Source organism: Nocardioides sp. NPDC127514 (genome assembly GCF_040302125.1).
Classification (GTDB): Bacteria; Actinomycetota; Actinomycetes; order Propionibacteriales; family Nocardioidaceae; genus Nocardioides.
This window is the reverse complement of the sequence record NZ_JBEORF010000033.1, coordinates 19187-39931: the sequence shown is the minus strand read 5'-3', so window position 1 is coordinate 39931 and position 20745 is coordinate 19187. Positions and strand designations below refer to the sequence as shown.

Below are 20745 nucleotides of genomic sequence, written 5' to 3'. Positions count from 1 at the left end.
GTCGGTTGAACCGGCGCTCAGCTCTCGATGTCCAGAGGCTGACCGGACATGGCTGCTCGCAACTCGTCGCGGGAGGAGATCTCGAGCTTGCGGTAGATGTTGCGGCGATGCCATTCGACGGTGCTCATCGTGAGGTACAGCGTCTCCGCGATCTGTCGGCTTGTGTGACCTTGGGACATCAGGTCCGCGATGCGGTGTTCGCTGGGGGTGAGCGAGTCGGGGCCTTGGATCGCGGCGCGGCGGGGGCGTGCTCCTGCCGCGAGCAGCTCCTGATGGGCGCGTTCTTCCAGTGCGAGCGCCCCCTGACGGTGGGCCAGGTCGTGCGCTCGTCGGAGCGTGTCGCGGGATAGCACTCGGGTGCCGGCACGACGCTCGGCCGAGCCGAGCTCGAGAAGGGTCTCGGCGAGCTCTAGGCTCGAAGCATCCTGCGCTTGCAGGACCTCGGCGGAGCGGCGGAGCAGTTCCGGGTCCGGTGAGTCTTCGAGCATCGCCCGGGTCCTCAGCGCGGCGCCGAGTGTGGACGGCAGTTGGTAGCGCTCGGAGTCCTCGACATCTTGTGAGACCAGGTCCACGGCTTCGGCATGGCGACTGAGCCGGTTCAAGGCCAAAGCGGCCTGAGAGCGCCAGGGCCGGAGCATGTAGCCGGGGTTCGTGTAACCGTTGCGGTGGAGGAGGTCACCGACCTTCATGAAGTCATCGAGTGCAAGTTCGTACTGACCGGTGACTAGTCGCAGCCGTCCTCGTGCCATGTAGAACCACACGTTGAGCGTGGCGGTGGGGCCTTCCCGTAGCCCGGTCTCAGCTTCCTCGAGAACTGCGGCCGCTTCCTCGGTCTCGCCCCGGTCGAGGTGGCAGTAGGCCAGGATCCCTTGGGGTGCCGGAACGGTCGAGTTCCAGCCCCGTGCCATGCCGATGACGGCGGACTGTGCGTCTGCCATGGCGTCACGGACGTCGCCCTTGGCGTAGGTTGCCATGGCGCGCGCGAGGGACATCTCGGCGAAGATCAGTGAGTCTCCTCGCCGCCGAGCGTCTTCCAGTACGCGGTCGGCAACGCCGATGGCTGCGCTCGGTGCCCCGGCCCAGGTGAGCCCCAGGACGGCATGGCTCAGCGTCATCCCGTCCGAGGTCTCGTGCCACAGCTGAAGCCCGTCGCCGAGGGCGGCCAGCGCGAGAGCCGCATGGTCGGGCGATGCCGGCTCCGACATGGCCCGGTAGACCGCCAGGTGAAGCAGGATCAGTCGTTCGGCCGGGGTCAGTGCGGGCGCATCCTCGAGCTCGGGCGCGAGCTTCTCGAGACGCTGGACGGCGTCCTTGGGTCGGTCGACGAGATAGGCGGCAGAGGCGAGATAGCCAGCCTCGAAGCGGAGCGCCAGCTCGCGGTCGCTGGGCGCGAAGTCGTCGGCCCCGCGACGGAACACCGTCAGGGCTTCGGCAGAGCGGCCGTAGCGGAAGAGAGTCTGGCCCAACGCGTACATGCCTCGGGATCGAGCCTCAGGTTCGGTGAGCAGCAGCAGGGCGCGTTCGAGATGCACCAGCGACTCGGTCTCGCCGGCTGCCGCCTCCATGATGCCGAGCGCGATGAGCGTCTCCCCACGGTCGACGGCGCTGAGATCGTCCTGGTCAAGGGCGCGGCGCAGGAACACGGCAGCTGTCGCTGGCGCCCCCTTGCGGCCGGCGCTTCGACCGGCGGCCCGCAGGATCGGGCTGACCCACGGCTCGGAGAACGGTGCCGTCCTGAGCAGGTGGAGCGCGACCTCCTCGTCCGGCGCAGCCAGGTCGTGCAGCAGACATGCCGCCCGTCTGTGCAGGCGGATCCGCTCCTGGGCGTTCAGTCGGGCATAGACCGCGGACTTGATGATCGGATGGTGGAAGCTCAGCCCACCTTCGGGGTCCAGGATCTGGGCGGACTGCAGAAGGTCAGCAGCGACGAGCGCGTCCTCGATCGACATCTGGGCCACGGACGACGCCGCGCCGACTTCCACTGGTCCGGCCAGCACGGAGACGGCACGCGCGAGGGCCACGGCATGCCGACCCAGACTCTGGATCCGCAGGTTCACGCTGCGGGTGACGCCGTCGGGCGCGGAATCGGGGAGCGCCCGAACTCCTTGCTGGGTGGTTGCTGCGGTCACCTCACGCAGCAGGAAGGGGTTGCCGCGGGTGGAGGTCCACGCGTCCTCGACGAGGGCGTCAAGATCTTCCTCGACTCCCAGCGTGGCGGTGAGGAACTCCCGGGTGCCGTCCCGCGTGAGCTCAGTCAGCTGGATGGTGAGGCTCGCCTCCAGCATGAGCCGGGTGAGAGTGTCGCCGTCCGCGGCTTGGTCGCCCGTGCGGACAGCCAGAACCACTGCGACGGGCAGGTCGTGGATCCGCTGTGTGAGGTAGTGCAGGAAGCGAAGGGACTGCTCATCGGCCCACTGGATGTCGTCGACCACCAAGACCAAGGGGCGAGCATCAGCGAGGTTCACCACCAGCCAGTAGAGGCTGTGGACCAGTGCGAACTCATCGTTGAGCGACGGGCTGTCCTCGTGCTGACCGCGGAGGACTCGCTCGGCGAGCGATGCGTGTCCGCGGAAGAGGCTGTCGGTCGCGTCGTCGTCGGCCTGGGTCGCGCGTTCGAGCAGGCGCAGGACCACCCCCAAGGGATAGCCGCGCTCGAGCTCCGAGGCGCTCGCCTCCAGGACATCCGCCTCACCTGACTCGAGGCACCGTTCGATGAGCTCTCGCAGAAGACGGGTCTTGCCGATCCCAGCCGGCCCTTCCACGAGAGCCAGCGTCCCCGCGCCAGCGGTGCATGTACGGGCCAGCCGCTCCAGCGCGTCGAGTGGCTCCTGCCGTTCGATCAGGGGAGCGGGCATCAGTGCGGGGCCTCCTTTCGGCGATGACAGAAGGAACCGTGATGTGTCCTCCGTCACTGCAGTCTAGTGGCGAATCGACGCGGTGATCCGCCTCCAGGGGGTGGGCGGGGCGAGGGGATTTTCGCGGCCAAATCCCCATGGGGACTCCTGTGGGGCAGGTCACAGCTGTGCCGACCTAGCGTCATCGACAACAGGACCACTGTGGTTGTGGTCACACAACGAGGAGGATCCAATGACGGACGCAGCGCCTTTCCGAGCCTTCAAGGGAATGGCTCCAGTGCCGTACTTCCCAGTCATGGGGGCGTCGGAGCATTCGGGGTGGATCGACGAGCAGCGCGCGTGGCACCAGGACTGCTACGTCGGTGACTGGTCCTTCGTGCCGCAGATCCGGGTGAAGGGTCCCGATGCCTTGCGCCTCTTCCGGGACCTCTCGGTCAACGACTTCGTGAAGTTCCCCGTCGGGAAGGCAAAGCACGTCATCCAGTGCAACGACGACGGCAAGGTCATCTCGGAGGGCATCCTGCTGCGGCACGCCGAGGACGACTTCGAGTACCAGGTCGGGACACCGCAGTGGACGCTCTACAACGCGCACAAGGGCGGGTACGACGTCGAGATCACCTTCCCGTTCACGCACAAGTTCCAGGTCTCCGGACCGAAGTCTCTCGGTGTGCTCGAGCGGCTCACGAAGACCGACCTGCGCGACGTACGTTTCATGAACACCAAGACCGGCGAGATCGGTGACGTCGAGGTGACGTTCCTGCGTCAGGGCATGGCCGGTGAGATCGGCTTCGAGATCCAGGGACCGATCGAGAACTACCCGACCGTCCTCGAGGCGATCCTCGAAGCCGGCAAGGACTTCGGGATGCGCAGGCTCGGGACGCGCGACTTCATGATCAACCACCTCGAGGCGTGCTACCCGACGGGTGCGATGCATTTCTACAACGCGCTCGGCGACGAGTCGCTGACGGACTACCGCAAGTTCATGGACGAGAACCTTCCGCCGGAGTGGGAGCCCACCCCGTTCAACGGACCGCTCCGCTACAACTTCTCTACGTCCTTCACCGGCAGCTGGGACGGCGAGAACATCGAGGACCTCTACCGCAGCCCGATCGAGATGGGTTGGGGCCGCAACATCGCGTTCGACCACGACTTCCCCGGCCGCGCCGCCCTGGAGGAGGAGATGGCGAGCCCACGCCGCAAGGTCGTCACCCTCGAGTTCAACAGCGACGACATGAAGCGCATCCACGCCTCCCTCTACGACGACGGCCCGATCTACCAGCAGCTTGACCTGCCGGAGAACCAGTGGGTCTCGGCGTGGACCGACTGGATCCTCAAGGACGGCGAGAAGATCGGGCACGCGACTCACCCGGGCTACAGCGTCTGGTTCAAGAAGACCCTGGCACTGAGCTTCATCGATGCCGCCTACAGCGAGCCCGGCACCGAGGTGACGGTGCTGTGGGGAAACCCCGGAGAACCGCAGACCGAGATCCGCGCCACCGTGGCACCGGCTCCGTACAAGCAGGACACCCGCCGTCGGGACCTGCGCAGCGAGCCCGCTCTCGCCTGACGCACAGCCGTCCGGGCGCGGGAGCCGGCTCCGCCACGCCATCACCGCCGAGCGACCGCCCTCGCGCCCGGGTTCAACACCCGCTCCCGACCTCACACGCCCACCGCAACTCTCCGAAGGCAGAACGATGACCAAGACCTCCGTCCAGTCCGCTCCACGGCCGGCCGCCAGCCCCGATGCACAGGCTGACGACTTGGGCCGCCTTCTCGTGCAGTGCGACGACGGACCCGGAATCGTCGCCGCGGTCGCCAGCTTCCTGGCCGAGTACGGCGCCAACATCGTCGAGTCCGACCAGACCACCACCGACCCCGTCGGCGGCCGCTTCTTCCTGCGTGTCGTCTTCCATGTCGAGAACCTGAGCCTGGTCATCGAGGATCTAGAGCGATCCTTCGCGGAGAACGTGGCGAGTCCGCGCGGGATCGAGGAGTGGCAGATCACGAAGGCAGCCACCCCGAAACGCGTCGCCATCATGGCGTCGAAGTACGACCACTGCCTCCTCGACCTGCTGTGGCGCTGGCGCCGCGGAGAGCTGAATGCCGACATCGGGCTGGTCATCTCCAACCACCCCGACCTTGCCGCAGAGGTTCGTTCGTTCGGTGTTCCGTTCGTGCACATCCCAGTCACCAAGGCCTCCAAGCCCGAGGCAGAGGCCGAGCAGCTGCGCCTGCTCACCGGCAACTTCGACCTCGTAGTGATGGCGCGCTACATGCAGATCCTCTCCTCGGACTTCATCGCCGGCGTCGGGTGCCCCGTCATCAACATCCACCACTCCTTCCTGCCCGCGTTCATCGGCGCGTCCCCCTACCAGCAGGCGCATCAACGGGGTGTGAAGCTGATCGGCGCCACCGCGCATTACGCGACCGAGGACCTGGACGAGGGCCCGATCATCGAGCAGGACGTCGTACGCGTCAGCCACTCCGACACCGCGGCCGTGCTGCAACGTCGAGGTGCAGACGTCGAACGCTCGGTCCTTCTCCGCGCCGTCCAGTGGCACTGCGAGGACCGGGTGCTGCGTCTCGGCCGGACGACGGTGGTGTTCGCATGAACGCGCTGATCATCGACGGAAAGGCCGTCGCTCGCGAGGTACGTGAAGGTGTCGCCAGATCGGTGGCGGACCTTCGCCGGCCGCCAGGCCTCGCGACCGTTCTCGTCGGAGAAGACCCGGCGTCGGCCATCTACGTGGCCAACAAGCGAAAGCTCTGCACTGCAGCCGGGATCCGAGACCTCCACCGACAGGTGCGGGCCGACATCTCCCAGGGCGAGCTCGAGGCCCTTGTCGAAGAGCTCAACGGCGACGACGACGTGGACGGCATCCTGGTGCAGTTGCCCCTTCCCGGCCATCTCGACGCTCGCGCGGTGGTCGACCGCATCGATCCCACCAAGGACGTCGATGGGCTCACGACCCTCAACGCGGGACTCCTCGCCCAGGGACGACGGGGCCTGCAACCATGCACGCCAGCCGGTGTCATGCTGCTCCTCGAGCACGCCGGGATCGACCTGACCGGGAAGCACGCTGTCGTCGTCGGTCGTTCCGACCTCGTCGGTCGCCCGATGGCCCAGCTCCTGACCCAAGCGAACGCGACAGTGACCGTCTGCCACAGCCGGACCAAGGACCTGGTTGTCGAGACCTCACGCGCCGACGTACTGATTGCAGCTGCGGGCGTCCCTCGCCTCATCGGCGCCGACCACATCCAGCCGGGGGCGACCGTCATCGACGTCGGCATCCACCGCACCGACACCGGCATGTGTGGCGACGTCGACTTCGACGAGGTCCGCGACGTAGCGGGCGCACTCACCCCGGTACCAGGCGGCGTCGGGCCCATGACGATCGCCCTGCTGTTGCGCAACACCGTACAAGCCGCGTCCAGGCTAGAGGAGATTTCGTCATGAGCTACGACCCGCAGAACCTTCGTGATCGCATGAAGTCGTCCACGCAGCGGCCGCAACGCTCGCAGACGGCCGACCAGCCATCCGCTGCTGCTGCGTACTTCGACTTCAGCGTGGAGCCACCCAACGAGGTGACCGACAACGGCTCTCGCACCTGGTGGGTCCGCGGCCAGAACTTCGTCCTGGCGTTCAGCTGGGCCGCCGAAGGCGAGGTCTTCACCCGCACCGAGCAGAAGGACGAGTACGTCGTGCTCGTACCTCGTGCGGGCACGAAGGTCCGCGCCGCCGCTGACATCGGTCCCGACACCGACGTCGAGGGACCGGCCCTCCTGGTCATGCCGCCCGGGGCCAGCGAACTGGAGATTCATGGCGATGGACCAGTGATCCGGCTCTTCACGACAGAAGCGGAAGACCTCGTCGCGCGATGCCGAAACCAGGACGACTACGCCGAGGCACACGCCCACGTCGCGCCGTTGGTGGCTTGGCCGGGCCCGGTTGACGGTCACCGCATCAGGGCTTATCGGATCGGCGAGCATCCGTATGAACCGACCCGCTTCGGGAGGCTCTTCCGCTGCTCGACCTTCATGGTCAACTGGTTCGATCCTGACCAAGGACCCCGCGATCCCGACGCCTTGTCGCCGCACCTGCACGACGACTTCGAGCAGTGCTCCCTCGCCCTCGAGGGATCCTACGTTCACCACATCCGCAGCCCGTGGACCTCGCGGCTCTCCGACTGGCGTGAAGACGACCACCGTCTCGTGGCCAGTCCTTCCATCGCGATCATCCCGCCGCCAGCCCTGCACACAAGCCAGTCCGTGGGGCAGGTGCGCAACCACCTGATCGACATCTTCTGCCCGCCGCGGGTGGACTTCTCGAACCAGGACGGATGGGTCATCAACGCCGCGGAGTATCCGATGCCCGACGTCGACGACGAGGAGACAGGCCAGTGACCATGCACCTCAGGGAGGTGCTGGCTTCTCCGGCACTCGGCACGTTCGCCAAGATCGGTCACCCAGATGTGATCGAGGTGCTCGCCATCGCCGGCCTGGACTTCGTGATCATCGACATGGAGCATGCGGCCCTGGGGCCGGCCGAGGTGCACGCTCTCGTCGGTGCCGCGCTCGGCCACGGGTTGCCACCGCTCGTACGGGTTCCGGACCACGACGCGGTCACCATCGCGCGAGTGCTGGATTCCGGTGCGCAGGGCGTGTTGGTGCCACATGTCAGCACAGCCGAGCAGGCCGAACGGCTGCTCGAGGCCGCGCGGCTGCCGCCGACCGGCAAGAGGGGCTATGGGCCGACGGTGCGCGCGGGGCGCTACGGAAGTGATCCTGATGCCTATCGCAGGTCTGCAGAGCTGGCCGTCGTCATCCCGCAGATCGAGGACCCGGACGGGGTCGAGAACTCTGCGGCGATCGCCGCCACAGGTGTGGGTCACCTGTTCGTCGGGATGGCTGATCTGGCCGTCACGGCCGGGCTCGGGACGACCGACGCAGCCCTGCTCGAGATGCTGCGCCATGTCGACGAGGTCGCACGACGCCACGACGTCGTCCTCGGCACCGCCGTGAGCGCAGCGCACGGCCCGGCGGCCCCGGCCGGGCTCGACTCGGCCTCCTTCCTCGCCGTCTCCAACGACGCCAGCCTCCTGCTGGACAGAGCGAGATCACTCACAGCGGTCTGAGGAACCACCGCGGACCCATCCGGGCGAACCAGCCCACCTCAACACAAGGAGAACGAAATGCCCATCAACCGCATCGACCACGCGGCCATCCGCGTCCAGGAGCTCGGTCAGGCGCTCGAGTGGTACGAGGGCGTCCTCGGCCTCACCGTGCTCGACAAGAACGAGAAGCGCGCTCTGCTCGCCTGCTCGGGCGACGCCGCCGACCTCACGATCACCGCGGGAGGCCAGAGCCTCGACAGCTTCGCCTTCGGCGTCGACCACCAGGACGACCTCGACGAGGTGATGAGCCGGCTGTCGAAGAACGGCGTCGAGTACGAGCGCTACCGCAGCCCTGACCGTCCGGGTCACGGGGAGATCCTCGGGTTCGACCTGCCCAGCGGCCACCGCATGGAGTTCGTCGTCGCCGACGGCAATCGCCGCGCCGGTGTCACCGAGACGACCTCGGACGGCGGCTTCCGTCCGACCGACATCGACCACATCAATCTGCTCGGCGAGGCCGACCCGCAGGAGTGGTCCGACTTCATGAAGATGGTGCTCGGCTTCAAGCAGTCGCTCGTCCTGACCGTCGCCGGCAAGTGGGCCGCCTCGTGGATGCGTGCGACCAAGCTCGACCACGACCTCGCCTACATGCAGGCGCAGCGGAAGTCCGACCGCCTCCACCACGTAGCCTTCGCCGTCGAGGACGGCAACCACTACTTCCGCCTCTCGGACCGGCTCGTCGAGACCGGCAACCGGTGGGAGTTCGGTCCCGGCCGCCACATGGGCGGCATCCCGCAGGACACCCAGGGCTTCGGCACGAACTGCTTCGCCTACGCCTTCGACCCGACGGGCAACCGCAATGAGTTCAGCGCGGGCATGAACGAGTTCGACGACTCGGAGTTCTTCATCGCCGAGACCTCTCCGGAGAAGTTGCCCGAGATCATGAACGGCTGGGCCTACAACATGCCCGAGACCTTCATGACGATCGGATCCTGACCCAGCCATGAACGACTCGCCCGCCGGCCGCCGCCTCGACACCACCACCCAGGACGTGCGCGACCTGATCATCAACTCGTGGTGGAACGTCGACCATGAGGCGGCGGTCGGCGGTGAGCGCTACTTCACCCCCGACGGTGTCTGCCAGATGCCGGCCATCACCATGACCGGTCGCGACGAGATCGCCGCGGGATACGCGAAGCGCCAAGCCGCCGGCGCCCGGCTGTCGCGCCACCTGGTCACCAACTTGGTCGTGCAGCACCACGGGGTCCTGCGCGCCCGCGCCCGCTACGTACTGACGCTGTACGCAGGCCGAGGCCACCAACCAGGGCTCCTGACCGAGCCTCAAGCCGTCGTCGATGTCGTCGACGAGTGTGTCCATGACGACGGCCGCTGGCTCATCGAGCACCGTCTGCTGACGAGCGCCTTCATCAGTGCCTCGAACGACTCGGTGATGCTGGAGCCACGCCATGACGGCTGATGCGCGCTCGGGTTCGACCGCCAGGAACGTCGTACTGGTTCACGGCTGGGGGAGCACCCCCGCCCGCACCTGGCCTGAAGACGGACTGGCCGGTGACCTTCGAAGGTCGAACCTGAGGGTGGTCGCTCCGACGCTTCCGGGACACGGTCCGGACGCCTCGACCCGTCCCGCCGACTACGCCGACATCGACCGCCAGCTGCTCGCCCTGTTGCCGAAGACCTACATCGACGGCTCGGCGGACGCGGTCGGGTTCTCTCTCGGAGGCAAGCTCCTGCTCCGCCTCGTGAGCTGCGGCGTCCTCCGCGTACGCCGCCTGGTGGTGCTCGGAGTGGGGGCCAACCTGTTCACCGGCGAAGCCGGTGATGCCGTCACGCGCGCCCTCGCGGACGGCCCGCCCGATGGCGCCGGACAGGGCTTCCGCGAGGTCATCGCGGAAGCGCGCGTCTCGGGCGCCGACCCGGACGCGCTGGGCGCCGTCATCCGACGCCCACCGAGGCTCGTCGAGGCGGCGGACCTCGCCGCGGTCACCTGTGAGGTGCTGATCATCGTGGGGGAGGACGACGACATCGCCGGTGATCCGGACCCGCTCGCGCACGCACTTCCCTCGGCGAGGGTCGTGCGGGTACCAGGCCTCGGTCACGGTGCCACGCCCCACGACGACCGAGTGCGCCGGCTGGTCATCGCCTTCCTCGAGGAGTGATCCAGGGCGGTCGAGCACCGTTGCGCAGGCGCCGACGGGGCCTCGCCCTGCGTCGAGCGCGTCGCTGTCGATCTGCCGCGTGACCCGGGCGCGGTGCTGCTCGGCCTTCGGGGCCGTGCTCATCTGGCTGCTCTTCTGGGCCGGTCGCACGTCTCGCGGTCTACGACCGTGTGCTCGTTCGTGAGCATGGTCGATCGTGGTACGAGCGGCTGACGGGTCATGTCGATCCGGGCCGGTGTGCGGATCGCGACGCGCGGTTCCGACGCGATCTCGAGGGACTCGTCGCAGGCAGTCCCGCGTGCGTCGGGCCGGGGCCGTACGACCTCGGGGACGTCGCGAGCACCTCTGGAGAGGCAGCACACGCGGCGTCGATCGCGTCACGTACGCGTCGCGATCGTCGACGGCGACCTCTTCCGGGCCAACACCACCCAGCGGATCGAAGCCGGCTTTCGCGGTAACCCGCTCGATGTCTTCGTGCGTGGATGGCGGGAGCTCGAGCCGGCGACGATGCAGGATGCTCCCGGGTACGGCGATGTGGTCGCGGAGGCGTCCGCCTACCTCGTGGGTCGGGGCCGAGATCTGTGAGCGAGCCGATATCCCGCGTCACGCGATGGTGCTGGACCGGTTTCGGGTTCGGGAGACGCTGGTCACAACATGCAACTGCTTGTCTTACTGGGGCGTGGCCTCTTTCTACCTGTTGATGGCCGGCCTTTGCGCATGGGGATGCTCGGGGGTGCTGACCGGGCGTGCCGTCGGGGATCGGATGGTCGCCTTGGTCGCAGTTGCTTCTCGTCGCTGCTTAGTGGTGCCCAGATCCTCCGGTCCACGATGGGGGCCGACCCGAGATGCTCGTGGGGTGTGGAGGTCGGTGCGCGCGGAGCGGGACAGACCCCGGCCGACGGGCCGTGGCGCGCCAGGTCGCCCACTCACATCCGGGCGATGAGACCCACCAGGAGGAGGCAGAGGGATGCGCCCGCGACATAGGGCGAGATCCGGTCCATCACGATGCGTCGCCGACGGAGAAAGGGGGGAATCTCCTCCTCAGTGACGCATCGCGTGAACGCCAGATGGGTCGATGCCAGGATCAGGCACGGCAGCGCGAGCCTAATGGCTGCTTCATAGCTGGTCACTTGGTCCTCCAAGGATGGATGTCGATCTGCTGATAGCGCCTACGTGCACTCGGCTGGTCGATGTGGGGCCGGGAGTCCGAGGCCCCGCCGGTGTCGCTGACGCGCTCAACCCTGCACGCCGGCCTCAGCGTCGGCGTCCGCATCCATCGTGCGTGATGTGGCCGTCTCCCGGAGCGGGATCGTGGTGATCAGCGTGAGGATCGAGCCGGCAGTCAGGTAAACCCCGAACCACAGCGCATCGCCGGAGCTCACGAGAGCAGTCCCGATCGTGGCAACGGTCCCTCCGAAGATGGTGACAGCGAGGTTGTAAGGGAGAGCCATGCCGGAGACCCGCATGTGTGCGGGGAACATCTCCGAGATCACCGCGCCGAGCACGGACGTGCCGCAAGCCAGGACGGCCAAGCCGGCGAACTGAGCCAGCAGGGCGTACATGAAGCTTGTCCCGATGCCGCTGAGCAGGGGCACAGTGAGCAGGGTGGTGCCCACGCCGAACACGTACAGGATCGGTTTGCGGCCCACCCGGTCCGAGAGCAGACCGAGGAGCGGGATGAGGGCGGTGTAGAAGGCAAGTCCGATCAGCCCCATGAGCTGTGTTTGCCTCGCCTCGAGGCCACCGCTGATACCTGCGTAGATCGGGAAGTAGACGCTCCAGAAGTAAGCTTGGAGCGCGATGCCGGAGGACAGCGTGAACACCTGGAGGGACTTGCCCGGGTAGTCGCGGATCGCATCGAAGGCCCGTCGGCGCACCGGCCGATCGGCACTCGGCGCGACGGTGAGCGTTTCGGCCGCGCCCCGTCGCAGCCACCAGCCCAAGACGGCGGACAAGGCGCCGATCGCGAACGGGATTCGCCACCCGAATCCTTCCATTGCCCCGTTGCCGAGCACGCCGCTCAGCAATGCGACGAGGCCTAGCGTGGCGATCTTCGCCAGGCCTGAACCCACGAACATGAAGCTGGAGTAGAAGCCACGCTTACCTTGGGACGCCGACTCGGCGAGGAAGACCGATCCCGCGGCGAACTCGCCACCCTCCGCGAAACTTTGGATCAATCGGGCAAGGACCAAGATGACAGGGGCCAAGAGCCCGACCTGGTCGTACGTCGGTAGCGCGGCTATCAGAAGACTGCCCAGCGCCATCAACATGATGGTGAGCTGCAACGTGGCCCGTCGGCCGAACCGGTCTCCGAACGGACCCAGGATCAGCCCACCGACCGGCCTCATGATGTAGCCCACCGCGAACACACCGTACGTCGCGAGCAGCGGCACCAGGTCGTTCTCCGTCGACGCCGGGAAGATCTGGTCGGCGAAGTAGACCGCCAGGTAGGAGTAGGCGATGAAGTCATACCACTGGATCGTGTGGCCGGCGGCGCCCGCGACGAGCTGCCGGACGGGGTTGATCGGCCGCTCTACGTCCATGGCGTTCACCGTGGAGTCGGCCCGTTCGCGGATGGGTTTGTTGTCAGACATGGGTGGCTCCTCGCCTTCAAGGGTCAGACGTTGGTTGGCGTCAACGGGCCAGCGCAGAAGCTCCGGCGAACTCTGCCCTCGCGCCTAGCCGGGACTCGATCTCGAGGACGCGATTCCACTTGGCGGTCCGCTCAGACCGCATCGTGGAGCCGATCTTGAGCTGACCGGTGCGCCAGCCGACAGCCAAGTCAGCGAGCCAGTCATCTTCGGTCTCGCCGGAGCGCGCGGAGAGGACTGTCGCCATCTCAGCCGTTCGGGCCAGGTCGATGACGTCGCGAGTGCCCGACATGGTGCCGTTCTGATTCGGTTTGACCAGGACCGCGTTGGCGGCTTTCTCGGCGATGCCGCGCTCAACCCGTTCTACGTTGGTGCAGAAGAGGTCGTCGCCGAGAAGTTGCAGGTTGGCGAGCTCGGCCGATGCGTGGGACCAGTGGGACCAGTCGTCCTCAGCCAGCGCATCTTCGATGGACACGACGGGGTAGTCGTTGGCCCAGGTCGACAGCTCGGCGACGAGTTCATCTGCTGATACGCGGCGGTCGTCCGCCGCGAGGTGGTAGCTGTCGGACGTGGCGTCGAAGAACTGGGTCGCGGCGACATCGATCGCGATGGACGCATCGACCCCGGGCCGGTAGCCGGCGCGTTCGATCCCATCGGTCAGGAACTCCAGTGCCGACCGGTTCGATGGCAGGACGGCGCCGAGCCCGCCTTCGTCGGCGACCAACGCGACGTTGTGGCCGGCGGCGCTCATGACCGCTGCTGTGCCGGCTCTGACGTGCCAGGCGATCTCGATCGCCTCGGCGAAGCTACGTGCGCCGACTGGTACGACCAGGAAGTCCTGGATGTCGACCGCGCGCCCGGCATGTGCACCACCGGAGATGATGTTGACCATCGGCAGCGGCAGCAGGGGCGCTTCACCATTCCGCGCGACGTACCTGTAGAGGGGCAGCGCCGCGGCCGCGGCGGCGGCCCTGAGCGTGGCAACAGAGACGGCGAGTATCGCGTTCGCCCCGGTGCGGGCGAGGTTCGGATCTCCGTCGGTCGAGCGCAGGACATCGTCGACCTTCGCCTGGTCAGCGGCGTCGATGTCGTGCACGGCTGCGGCGAGCTCGCCGCGCACGTTCGCCACAGCGTTCAGTACGCCGCGTCCACCGAATCGGTCGCCGCCGTCACGCAGCTCCTGCGCCTCGTGGGCACCGGTCGATGCGCCGGAGGGCACGATCGCTCGTCCGCGAGCCCCGCCGGCGAGAGTGACCTCCACCGCGACAGTGGGTGTGCCTCTCGAGTCGAACGCCTGCCAGGCGACGACCTCGTCGATGTTTCGTTCCTTGGTCACGCCAATCTCCTCCAGATGTGGTCGATGTTGGGATCGCCGTCGGCGATGGAGCTTCTCGCGATCTCCCGGCCGCGTACGCGTGCGGCGTCGTTGAGGTAGGGGGCGGGCGACTTTCCGTCGATCCGCGCAAGCAGCAGGCACGCGGTCTGGCGCGCGAGGTGGTCCGGGTCCGGCAGCAGGTCGGTCGTTGCCAGACCGCGCTCGTGAGAGGCCATGAACGCCGCGGCCGCGTCGCGGTAGTCCGCCGTCAGCTCTGGTCGGTGGAGGGCCTTGCACAGCAGATGGGTGACAAGGAACGCGACGTCGAACGACGGGTCTCCGAAATGAGCGACCTCCCAGTCGATGACCCAGGTCAGGTCGGGTCCGAGGAGGACGTTCTTGGGTGAGAAGTCGCCGTGCACGAAGCAGGTTCGCGTCTCCACCATCTGATGCACGACCTGATCGATCGTCGGCGCGAGGTCCGGGTGCTGTCCCGCGACCCAGGAGAAGAACGGGTCGATACGCAGCTGGCGGAACGCCTCCGTACTGTTGAACTGCTGTGCGATCTCGGGGATTCTGGCTGTTTCACGCTGCCACGTCGCGAGGATCGTCCCCAGCCGCTGGGCCACGGCGATGTCGACGTGACCATCCATGAGGTCGCTTCGCCATTCATGACAGGGAGCCGGCGCGCGGCCGATGACGATGATCCGAGCGGCCTCGTCTATGTCGAGAACAGGCGGTACGACGTCTGGCTGAATCCGGGACGCAGCCTGGAGCGCGGCGGCTTCTGTCAGCACCCGGGTTGGGTCCGCGTGCCACTCCTCGGCCACCCGAAGCTGCTCGAGGGCCCGTTTGACGACCACTGAGACACCGCCCGACTCGACTGCCAGGACATCGTTGGAGACGCCGCCGGAGAGAGCCTCCACGGTGGCTGGGTGCGCCCCGATGATGCAGCGGGCACGAAGATGTGAGACCACTTCGAGCCCGTCCGTCGTCGAGACGCCACCCAGCAGCTGGATATCGGGACTTGACGTGCTCATCGCGCGATCTCCCTTCCCAGCCGCAGCTGGGGCGAGTCGACGACCTCATCGTTGACGACATGGTCGGGAAGCCTGCCGGCAAGCACGGCCGCCACATTGCGTGCTGCGGTCTCCTGGAGCTCGGCGATCGCCTCGACCGAGTCGAACGCCGCGTGTGGTGTGGTGATGACGTTCGGCGCAGAGAGCAAAGGGTCACCGGGGCGCGGCGGCTCCTCCTCGAGCACGTCGAGAGCAGCGGCGCGAATACCGCCTGAGCTGAGGGAATCGACGAGCGCGACCTGGTCAACCAGCAATCCACGGGACGTGTTGACGAGCAGCGCGCCGGGTTTCATAGCGGCCAGCTCGGCGGCCCCGATCAGGTGTCTCGTGTCAGGCGTCAGCGGGGTGTGGAGCGAGACGACGTCAGACTGCGTCAGCAGGGACTGGAGGTCTTTCGCGAACCGAACACCGTCCGTCGATGAAGAGCCGACCCGAGACGGACTGAAGGCGACCACGTCGAAACCGAATGCCTTCGCCCTCACCGCGACCTGCTGGGCGATGTTGCCATAGCCGACGAGACCGAACACGCGGCCGCCCAGGCGATGCATCGGACCGCACGCGCGGTTGTCCCATACACCTGCTGAAGTCTGTGTCGCGAAGCCCGAGATGTGTCGTGCGTCGGCTAGGACCAGCGCCATCGTATGATCGGCGACCTCGGTCAGGCAGAAGTGAGGCACGTTCGAGACGACCATCCCCAGACTTGTCGCCACTTGCAGGTCGATGTTGTCGAGACCCACGCCGTAGCGGGCGACGGTCAGGCAGCGATCGGCTGCGCGAAGGACACGTTCGCCGACTCGTTTCCAGCAGGTCAGAATCGCATCCGCCCGTGGCGCGAGCGCCACCAGCTCCTCCTCGTCTCCGGTCTCGGCGACCAGGAGCTCGGCGCCGGCTTCTGAAAGGATCCGAGCCTCCGGCTCCAGGTTGGGCCAGGCGAAGTCTGTGACGAGCACGGTGCGTGTCATGAGGGTTCTCCTTCTCCGTCGGTGAACTCGAGCCGCATCTCGTCGGCTCCCTCGACCCAGGACACGAGCGTGTCTCTGCTGGTGAGGAACCGGGGTGGATCCATCGACAGGCCGACGCCCGACGGCGAGCCCGTGAAGATGAGATCCCCCGGTAGCAGCGTGACGATGCCGGACAGGTACTCGATCAGCTGCGGGATCGAGAAGATGAGGTCCGCGGTCGTCGAGCTCTGGACCTCCTCGCCGTTCAGCGAGCAGGTCAGGGCGATCGCGTCGCGGTTCTCGACCTCGTCCAGCGTCGCCAGCAGCGGTCCGATCGACGCATATCCGGGAAAGGATTTGCCCAGGCTGAACTGGGGGTTCGCCGTGGGCCGCATCTGCGCGTCGCGATCGGAGAGGTCCTGGCCCCCGGTGATTCCGGCAACGTGTGACCAGGCGTCGGCTGCGGCGATGCGGTGACCGCCCGCTCCGATGACAACGACCACCTCGACCTCCCAGTCGACCCGAGGTCCGCTGAGCTCGATCAGTCCGGTGGGCCCGGCGACGGCACTGGGGAACTTCGTGAACACCATGGGAACCTCAGGGATCGGCCACCCGAAGGCCTCCGCCTGCTGGCGATAGTTCGTGCCGATGCCGAATACCTGCGCCGGCCGAGGGCTCGGCGCCCCGAGGTCGGCGAGGTCCAGGATCGCGCCAGTGGTGACGTCCTGGGTGGCAGCCCAGGAACTGAAACGGGCCCACTGCTGAAACAGGGACATGGGGTCGGCCGAGAACTCGCCTCCGCTGGCCTCTTCGACGTCCAGGAACGTGCGGTCGCCGACGAGGACGGCGCGACCGTGTCGATTGGCGAGCTTCATCGTGGCCCTTCCAGACGCAGGTTCATGAGGTGGCTTGCAGCGTATGGAGCCCGCGGCAGCGGCCCCAAGGGGTTGGCCGGGAGGGGGTCAATCCCCATCCCCTTGGTCACCAAAAGCCCCCGCACCAGGAGGTGTCGTGTGAGCCGGGTCACTTCTTAGCGTCTTGGTATTGGGCCCGCCGGTCCCGGATGCCGGCACCGCCGTCAGAGGAGAAAACGATGACCGATCCCACCCCTTTCAGGGCCTTCACCAACGTCGCGCCACTGGAGTACCCCGCGATCATCGGCCCGCAGGAGTTCTCGGGCTGGCAGGACGAGCAGCTCTCCTGGAAGCAGAACTGCTACATCGGCGACTGGTCGTTCGTGCCGCAGATCAGGGTCCGCGGCCGCGATGCACTTCGCCTCTTCAAGGACCTGTCCGTCAACAGCTTCGAGAACTTCCCGATCGGGAAGGCGAAGCACTGCATCCAGTGCAACGACGACGGCAAGGTGATCTCCGAGGGCATCCTGCTCCGACACGGAGAGGACGACTTCGAGTACGAGTGCGGCACGCCGCAGTGGCTCTACTACAACATCGTCACGGGAGGGTACGACGTCGACGTCGAGTTCCCGCTGACCCACAAGCTGCAGGTGTCTGGACCGAAGTCGTTGCCGCTGCTCGAGAAGCTGGTCGGGACGAGCCTGCGCGACGTCAAGTTCATGAGGACCAAGCCCGTCTCCATCAACGGCATCGACGCCTTCGCGCTCCGCCAGGGCATGGCGGGTGAGATCGGGTTCGAGCTGCACGGGCCGATCCAGAACCACGACGCGATCTATCAGGCGGTGTGGGAGGCAGGCCAGGAGTTCGGCATTCGCCGGCTCGGTCGCCGAACCATCCAGATCAACCACCTGGAGGCGTGCTACCCGACCGGTGGCATCCATTTCATGAACGCGCTGTCCGACGACAGCAAGGCCGACTACCGCAAGTTCATGGACGAGAACCTTCCGCCGGAGTGGGAGGCCTCGCCCTTTGCGGGGCCGATGCGCTACAACTTCGCGACGTCCTTCACCGGAAGCTGGGATGGAACGGCAATCGAGGAGCTCTACCGCAGCCCCGTGGAGATGGGGTGGACGAAGGCGATCAACTTCGATCACGACTTCGTCGGCAGCGACGCGCTCAAGGCGGAAGTCACCACGCCGCGACGTTCGGTGGTGACCCTGGAGTTCAACAGCGACGACGTCATCGACGTGTACCGGTCGCTCTTCCAGGACGGGCCGACGTATCACCTCTTCGAGGTGCCTCACGCCCCGTGGGTGACCTGCTGGACGGACAAGATCCTCCTTGACGGCAAGACGGTCGGCCACGCCACACACCCGGGTTACAGCGCCTACTTCAAGCGGGCCCTCGCCCTCAGCTTCATCGACGTGGACCACAGCGCTCCGGGAACCCCCGTGTCAGTGCTATGGGGCAACCCCGGCGAGCCGCAGACCGAGATCCGGGCGACTGTGGCCCCTGCCCCCTACAAGCAGGACGAGCGGAGACGAGACCTGTCGACGCTCAGCATCTGATCCATTTACCCATTTACATCCAACCCTCTACAAGGAGCTCACTGTGACTGACAACCCGACGACCGAAACCCCCGGACTTGCTCCGGTTCGCCTGGGCACTGCTGTGCGGAACGGCGAGGACTCGCCCGGCGTGTACGTGCTTGCCGAGCGTCTGCCCGGAAAGGCGGTGGACCTCTCTGCGCTGCTGGAGAACGCCGGCCAGCCGCCCGTCAAGACGATGATCGAGTTCCTCGAGGCGGGGGCGGCGGCCGACGACGTCCTGCGGACCGCGGCCCTCGAGGGACCGGTCGCGGCCCTCGAGGCGGTCTCTGTCGACGAGAACGAGCTGACCTGGCTCGCTCCGATTCCGCGCCCCGGCCAGATCCTGTGCTCCTTGGGCAACAACCCCCAGATCGACTATGAGCCCGACAACGAGCAGCCCTGGCCGCGGTCGCTGTACTTCATCAAGTCGAACACCTCGGTGATCGGGCCTGGAGCCACCGTCGAGATTCCTGACGGCATCGGCGTGGTTCAGCCGGAGGCGGAGTTCTGCGCTGTCATCGGCAAGCGGACGAAGCTCGTCGACGAGTCCGAGGTCGAGGACTACATCTACGGCTACACGATGCTCAACGACATCACTGCCGCCGGCCTGAGCCTGATGGAGATCACCCATCTGGGAGTCCCCATGGAAGGTGGTCGCAAGGAGCGGTTCACCTTCCGGCCGATGGCCCGCTACAAGGGGATGGACACTTTCGCTCCGATGGGGCCGCACATCGTGCCGACCTGGGCACACACGGACCCGATCAACGACCCGATCACCACGCGCCTGAACGGCACCGTGGTGCAGCAGGGAAGCATGAAGGACCAGCGTTTCCAGATCAACGAGGTCGTCGCGGGCATCGCGGCGTGGATCACGCTCGAGCCCGGTGACGTGGTGTCTAACGCGTCCATCCCGCAGCACCCCGACTGGCCGCTGCGCAAGGCAGACCTGCGCGGCAGCGATGGGCAGGGCACCACGATCGAGGTCGGCTCGGCCCGCATCGGACAGCTCGTCAACGAGTGCCGAGTGGTTCCTGCCCAGGGCCGCGACAGCATGCGGGAGTCCATCGCCAAGACAGAGGCACGCGCCTACCGCCAGTGACCTGCGGCGGATCCCGACGCCGTTCACCAGAGAAAGAAGCAATCAGATGACCAGCAACAAAGAAGTGGGGCCCCCGCGTCTCGCTCATCTCAGCCATGTCCACCTCAACACCCCTGACCTCGAGGCCTCCGTCGAGTTCTTCGTCAACGGCCTCGGTCTCTACGAGACCGAGCGCGACGACGAGAACGTCTACCTGCGCGCCTGGGGTGAGTGGGCCCACCACTCCGTGATCCTCAGTCAGGCCGACGAGCCGGGCCTGGTGCGGATGGGTTTCCGTGTCGAGCATCCCTCCCACATCCAGGGCTTCGCCGACCGCCTCACCGCAGCGGGAGTCGAGGTCGAGCATGTCGCCGCCGGCGTCGTGCGCGGCCAGGGCGAGTCGATCCGGTTCACGGCAAAGGGCGGTCAGGGCTGGGAGCTCACCACTCACGTCGACCGGATCGAGCGTCCCGAGAACAGCTCGCGGATCCAGGACCGTCCCTCGCCCTATCCCGGTCACAACGGCGCGACTCCGCGGCGCCTGCACCACCTCAACATCCTCGTTGAGAGCGTCGCCGAGACGCGACAGTGGCTCCAGGACGAGCTCGGGATGAGGAACACCCTCGTCGTCCGTGCGCCCGACGGCTTCGAGCCGATCTGCACCGTCACCTCGACCGTGGACCTGCACGAGATCGCGATCTCGGCCGATCCGTTCAGCAAGGAAGGCCGCCTCCACCACATCGCCTTCTGGTACGACGGCATCGGCGATGTCGTCAGCGCGGCCGAGGTGCTGGCTGAGCGCGGTGTCAAGGCCGAGGCCGGCCTGGGCAAGCACGGCGGTGGCGAAAACTGGTTCTACTACGTGCGTGAGCCAGGTGGGAACCGCATCGAGCTCTACACCGGTGGCTACCAGGTGCTCGACCTCGACCCGTCCCGTCCCGAGGCGGTGCTGTGGGACATCGCCAGGGCCGACGACGCACTCGTGTGGATCGGACAGCCGATGTCGGAGACCTTCCTCACCAGCGGTACGCCGCACATCGCGCCGAAGGCTGACGACGTGTCGCCGGACGCCGAACACATGACTCGCATCATGTGATCTCGCTCCAGGGTTCGGCGTGTGTCTCACCAGATGTCGCCGAACCCTGGAGTCAC

The 20745-nt window shown here is 66.8% G+C and carries 19 protein-coding genes; 12 read left to right on the top strand and 7 right to left on the bottom strand.

The window, feature by feature from the left end:
• Positions 1-17: 17 nt before the first annotated feature.
• A complete protein-coding gene (locus ABTX24_RS23825) occupies positions 18-2855 on the bottom strand; it encodes a helix-turn-helix transcriptional regulator (RefSeq protein WP_350843140.1) in 2838 nt (945 codons plus the stop codon).
• A 232-nt stretch (positions 2856-3087) separates the two neighbouring features.
• On the opposite strand from ABTX24_RS23825, the gene ABTX24_RS23820 reads away from it, so the two are divergent.
• The 9 genes from ABTX24_RS23820 to ABTX24_RS23780 all read left to right on the top strand — a co-directional run bounded on the left by ABTX24_RS23820 (position 3088) and on the right by ABTX24_RS23780 (position 10731).
• The gene (locus ABTX24_RS23820) at positions 3088-4422 is read left to right on the top strand and encodes a glycine cleavage T C-terminal barrel domain-containing protein (RefSeq protein ID WP_350843138.1); all 1335 of its coding nucleotides are present in this window, start codon (positions 3088-3090) and stop codon (positions 4420-4422) included.
• 127 nt (positions 4423-4549) lie between these two features.
• The gene (purU, locus tag ABTX24_RS23815; RefSeq protein WP_350843136.1) at positions 4550-5467 is read left to right on the top strand and encodes a formyltetrahydrofolate deformylase; all 918 of its coding nucleotides are present in this window, start codon (positions 4550-4552) and stop codon (positions 5465-5467) included.
• Positions 5464-6312 carry a bifunctional methylenetetrahydrofolate dehydrogenase/methenyltetrahydrofolate cyclohydrolase FolD gene (folD, locus tag ABTX24_RS23810; RefSeq protein WP_350843134.1) on the top strand — a complete coding sequence of 283 codons (849 nt, stop codon included), beginning with the start codon at positions 5464-5466 and terminating at the stop codon, positions 6310-6312. Before purU ends, folD begins: the two co-directional genes overlap by 4 nt.
• Positions 6309-7259: a cupin domain-containing protein gene (locus ABTX24_RS23805; RefSeq protein ID WP_350843132.1), complete on the top strand. Its 951-nt coding sequence runs from the start codon at positions 6309-6311 to the stop codon at positions 7257-7259. The genes folD and ABTX24_RS23805 overlap by 4 nt, the downstream gene beginning before the upstream one ends.
• 2 nt (positions 7260-7261) lie before the next feature.
• Positions 7262-7990, top strand: a complete 729-nt coding sequence (locus ABTX24_RS23800) for an HpcH/HpaI aldolase family protein (protein ID WP_350843239.1) — start codon at positions 7262-7264, stop codon at positions 7988-7990.
• A 57-nt stretch (positions 7991-8047) separates the two neighbouring features.
• Entirely contained in the window at positions 8048-8965 is a 918-nt protein-coding gene (locus ABTX24_RS23795; protein ID WP_350843130.1) for a VOC family protein, read from the top strand.
• Between the two features lie 7 nt (positions 8966-8972).
• The gene (locus ABTX24_RS23790; protein WP_350843128.1) at positions 8973-9446 is read left to right on the top strand and encodes a nuclear transport factor 2 family protein; all 474 of its coding nucleotides are present in this window, start codon (positions 8973-8975) and stop codon (positions 9444-9446) included.
• Positions 9436-10146: an alpha/beta fold hydrolase gene (locus ABTX24_RS23785; protein ID WP_350843126.1), complete on the top strand. Its 711-nt coding sequence runs from the start codon at positions 9436-9438 to the stop codon at positions 10144-10146. The genes ABTX24_RS23790 and ABTX24_RS23785 overlap by 11 nt, the downstream gene beginning before the upstream one ends.
• A 219-nt stretch (positions 10147-10365) precedes the next feature.
• Positions 10366-10731, top strand: a complete 366-nt coding sequence (locus ABTX24_RS23780; RefSeq protein ID WP_350843124.1) for a hypothetical protein — start codon at positions 10366-10368, stop codon at positions 10729-10731.
• A 341-nt stretch (positions 10732-11072) separates the two neighbouring features.
• Here ABTX24_RS23780 and ABTX24_RS23775 read toward each other — a convergent pair whose 3' ends face one another.
• The 6 genes from ABTX24_RS23775 to ABTX24_RS23750 form a co-directional block, all read right to left on the bottom strand.
• Positions 11073-11276: a hypothetical protein gene (locus tag ABTX24_RS23775; protein ID WP_350843122.1), complete on the bottom strand. Its 204-nt coding sequence runs from the start codon at positions 11274-11276 to the stop codon at positions 11073-11075.
• Positions 11277-11381: 105 nt separating this feature from the next.
• Positions 11382-12689: an MFS transporter gene (locus ABTX24_RS23770; RefSeq protein WP_502890780.1), complete on the bottom strand. Its 1308-nt coding sequence runs from the start codon at positions 12687-12689 to the stop codon at positions 11382-11384.
• A gap of 91 nt (positions 12690-12780) precedes the next feature.
• Entirely contained in the window at positions 12781-14073 is a 1293-nt protein-coding gene (eno, locus tag ABTX24_RS23765; protein WP_350843119.1) for a phosphopyruvate hydratase, read from the bottom strand.
• A complete protein-coding gene (locus ABTX24_RS23760) occupies positions 14070-15092 on the bottom strand; it encodes a phosphotransferase family protein (RefSeq protein WP_350843117.1) in 1023 nt (340 codons plus the stop codon). The genes eno and ABTX24_RS23760 overlap by 4 nt, the downstream gene beginning before the upstream one ends.
• Positions 15089-16093, bottom strand: coding sequence for a C-terminal binding protein (locus ABTX24_RS23755; RefSeq protein WP_350843115.1), 1005 nt, complete (start codon positions 16091-16093; stop codon positions 15089-15091). Before ABTX24_RS23755 ends, ABTX24_RS23760 begins: the two co-directional genes overlap by 4 nt.
• Positions 16090-16947 carry a fumarylacetoacetate hydrolase family protein gene (locus ABTX24_RS23750; protein ID WP_350843113.1) on the bottom strand — a complete coding sequence of 286 codons (858 nt, stop codon included), beginning with the start codon at positions 16945-16947 and terminating at the stop codon, positions 16090-16092. Before ABTX24_RS23750 ends, ABTX24_RS23755 begins: the two co-directional genes overlap by 4 nt.
• Positions 16948-17165: 218 nt before the next feature.
• On the opposite strand from ABTX24_RS23750, the gene ABTX24_RS23745 reads away from it, so the two are divergent.
• Genes ABTX24_RS23745 through ABTX24_RS23735 form a run of 3 tightly spaced genes read left to right on the top strand, consistent with a single transcriptional unit; the run spans position 17166 to position 20689 of the window.
• Positions 17166-18494, top strand: a complete 1329-nt coding sequence (locus ABTX24_RS23745; protein WP_350843111.1) for a glycine cleavage T C-terminal barrel domain-containing protein — start codon at positions 17166-17168, stop codon at positions 18492-18494.
• 43 nt (positions 18495-18537) lie between these two features.
• Positions 18538-19614, top strand: a complete 1077-nt coding sequence (locus ABTX24_RS23740) for a fumarylacetoacetate hydrolase family protein (RefSeq protein WP_350843109.1) — start codon at positions 18538-18540, stop codon at positions 19612-19614.
• Positions 19615-19660: 46 nt separating this feature from the next.
• Positions 19661-20689 (top strand): VOC family protein, encoded by a 1029-nt coding sequence (locus ABTX24_RS23735; protein ID WP_350843107.1) that lies wholly within the window; start codon positions 19661-19663, stop codon positions 20687-20689.
• The last annotated feature ends 56 nt before the right edge of the window (positions 20690-20745 follow it).

Excerpts from the sequence above, each read along its gene's own strand:
- ABTX24_RS23800 (WP_350843239.1), top strand. The coding sequence starts at position 7,262 with ATGCACCTCAGGGAGGTGCTGGCTTCTCCGGCACTCGGCACGTTCGCC.
- ABTX24_RS23780 (WP_350843124.1), top strand. The coding sequence starts at position 10,366 with ATGTCGATCCGGGCCGGTGTGCGGATCGCGACGCGCGGTTCCGACGCG.
- ABTX24_RS23795 (WP_350843130.1), top strand. The coding sequence starts at position 8,048 with ATGCCCATCAACCGCATCGACCACGCGGCCATCCGCGTCCAGGAGCTC.
- ABTX24_RS23745 (WP_350843111.1), top strand. The coding sequence starts at position 17,166 with ATGACCGATCCCACCCCTTTCAGGGCCTTCACCAACGTCGCGCCACTG.
- ABTX24_RS23735 (WP_350843107.1), top strand. The coding sequence starts at position 19,661 with ATGACCAGCAACAAAGAAGTGGGGCCCCCGCGTCTCGCTCATCTCAGC.
- ABTX24_RS23750 (WP_350843113.1), bottom strand. The coding sequence starts at position 16,947 with ATGAAGCTCGCCAATCGACACGGTCGCGCCGTCCTCGTCGGCGACCGC.
- ABTX24_RS23785 (WP_350843126.1), top strand. The coding sequence starts at position 9,436 with ATGACGGCTGATGCGCGCTCGGGTTCGACCGCCAGGAACGTCGTACTG.
- ABTX24_RS23760 (WP_350843117.1), bottom strand. The coding sequence starts at position 15,092 with ATGAGCACGTCAAGTCCCGATATCCAGCTGCTGGGTGGCGTCTCGACG.
- folD (WP_350843134.1), top strand. The coding sequence starts at position 5,464 with ATGAACGCGCTGATCATCGACGGAAAGGCCGTCGCTCGCGAGGTACGT.
- ABTX24_RS23805 (WP_350843132.1), top strand. The coding sequence starts at position 6,309 with ATGAGCTACGACCCGCAGAACCTTCGTGATCGCATGAAGTCGTCCACG.
- purU (WP_350843136.1), top strand. The coding sequence starts at position 4,550 with ATGACCAAGACCTCCGTCCAGTCCGCTCCACGGCCGGCCGCCAGCCCC.
- ABTX24_RS23790 (WP_350843128.1), top strand. The coding sequence starts at position 8,973 with ATGAACGACTCGCCCGCCGGCCGCCGCCTCGACACCACCACCCAGGAC.
- ABTX24_RS23755 (WP_350843115.1), bottom strand. The coding sequence starts at position 16,093 with ATGACACGCACCGTGCTCGTCACAGACTTCGCCTGGCCCAACCTGGAG.
- ABTX24_RS23825 (WP_350843140.1), bottom strand. The coding sequence starts at position 2,855 with ATGCCCGCTCCCCTGATCGAACGGCAGGAGCCACTCGACGCGCTGGAG.
- ABTX24_RS23770 (WP_502890780.1), bottom strand. The coding sequence starts at position 12,689 with ATGGACGTAGAGCGGCCGATCAACCCCGTCCGGCAGCTCGTCGCGGGC.
- ABTX24_RS23820 (WP_350843138.1), top strand. The coding sequence starts at position 3,088 with ATGACGGACGCAGCGCCTTTCCGAGCCTTCAAGGGAATGGCTCCAGTG.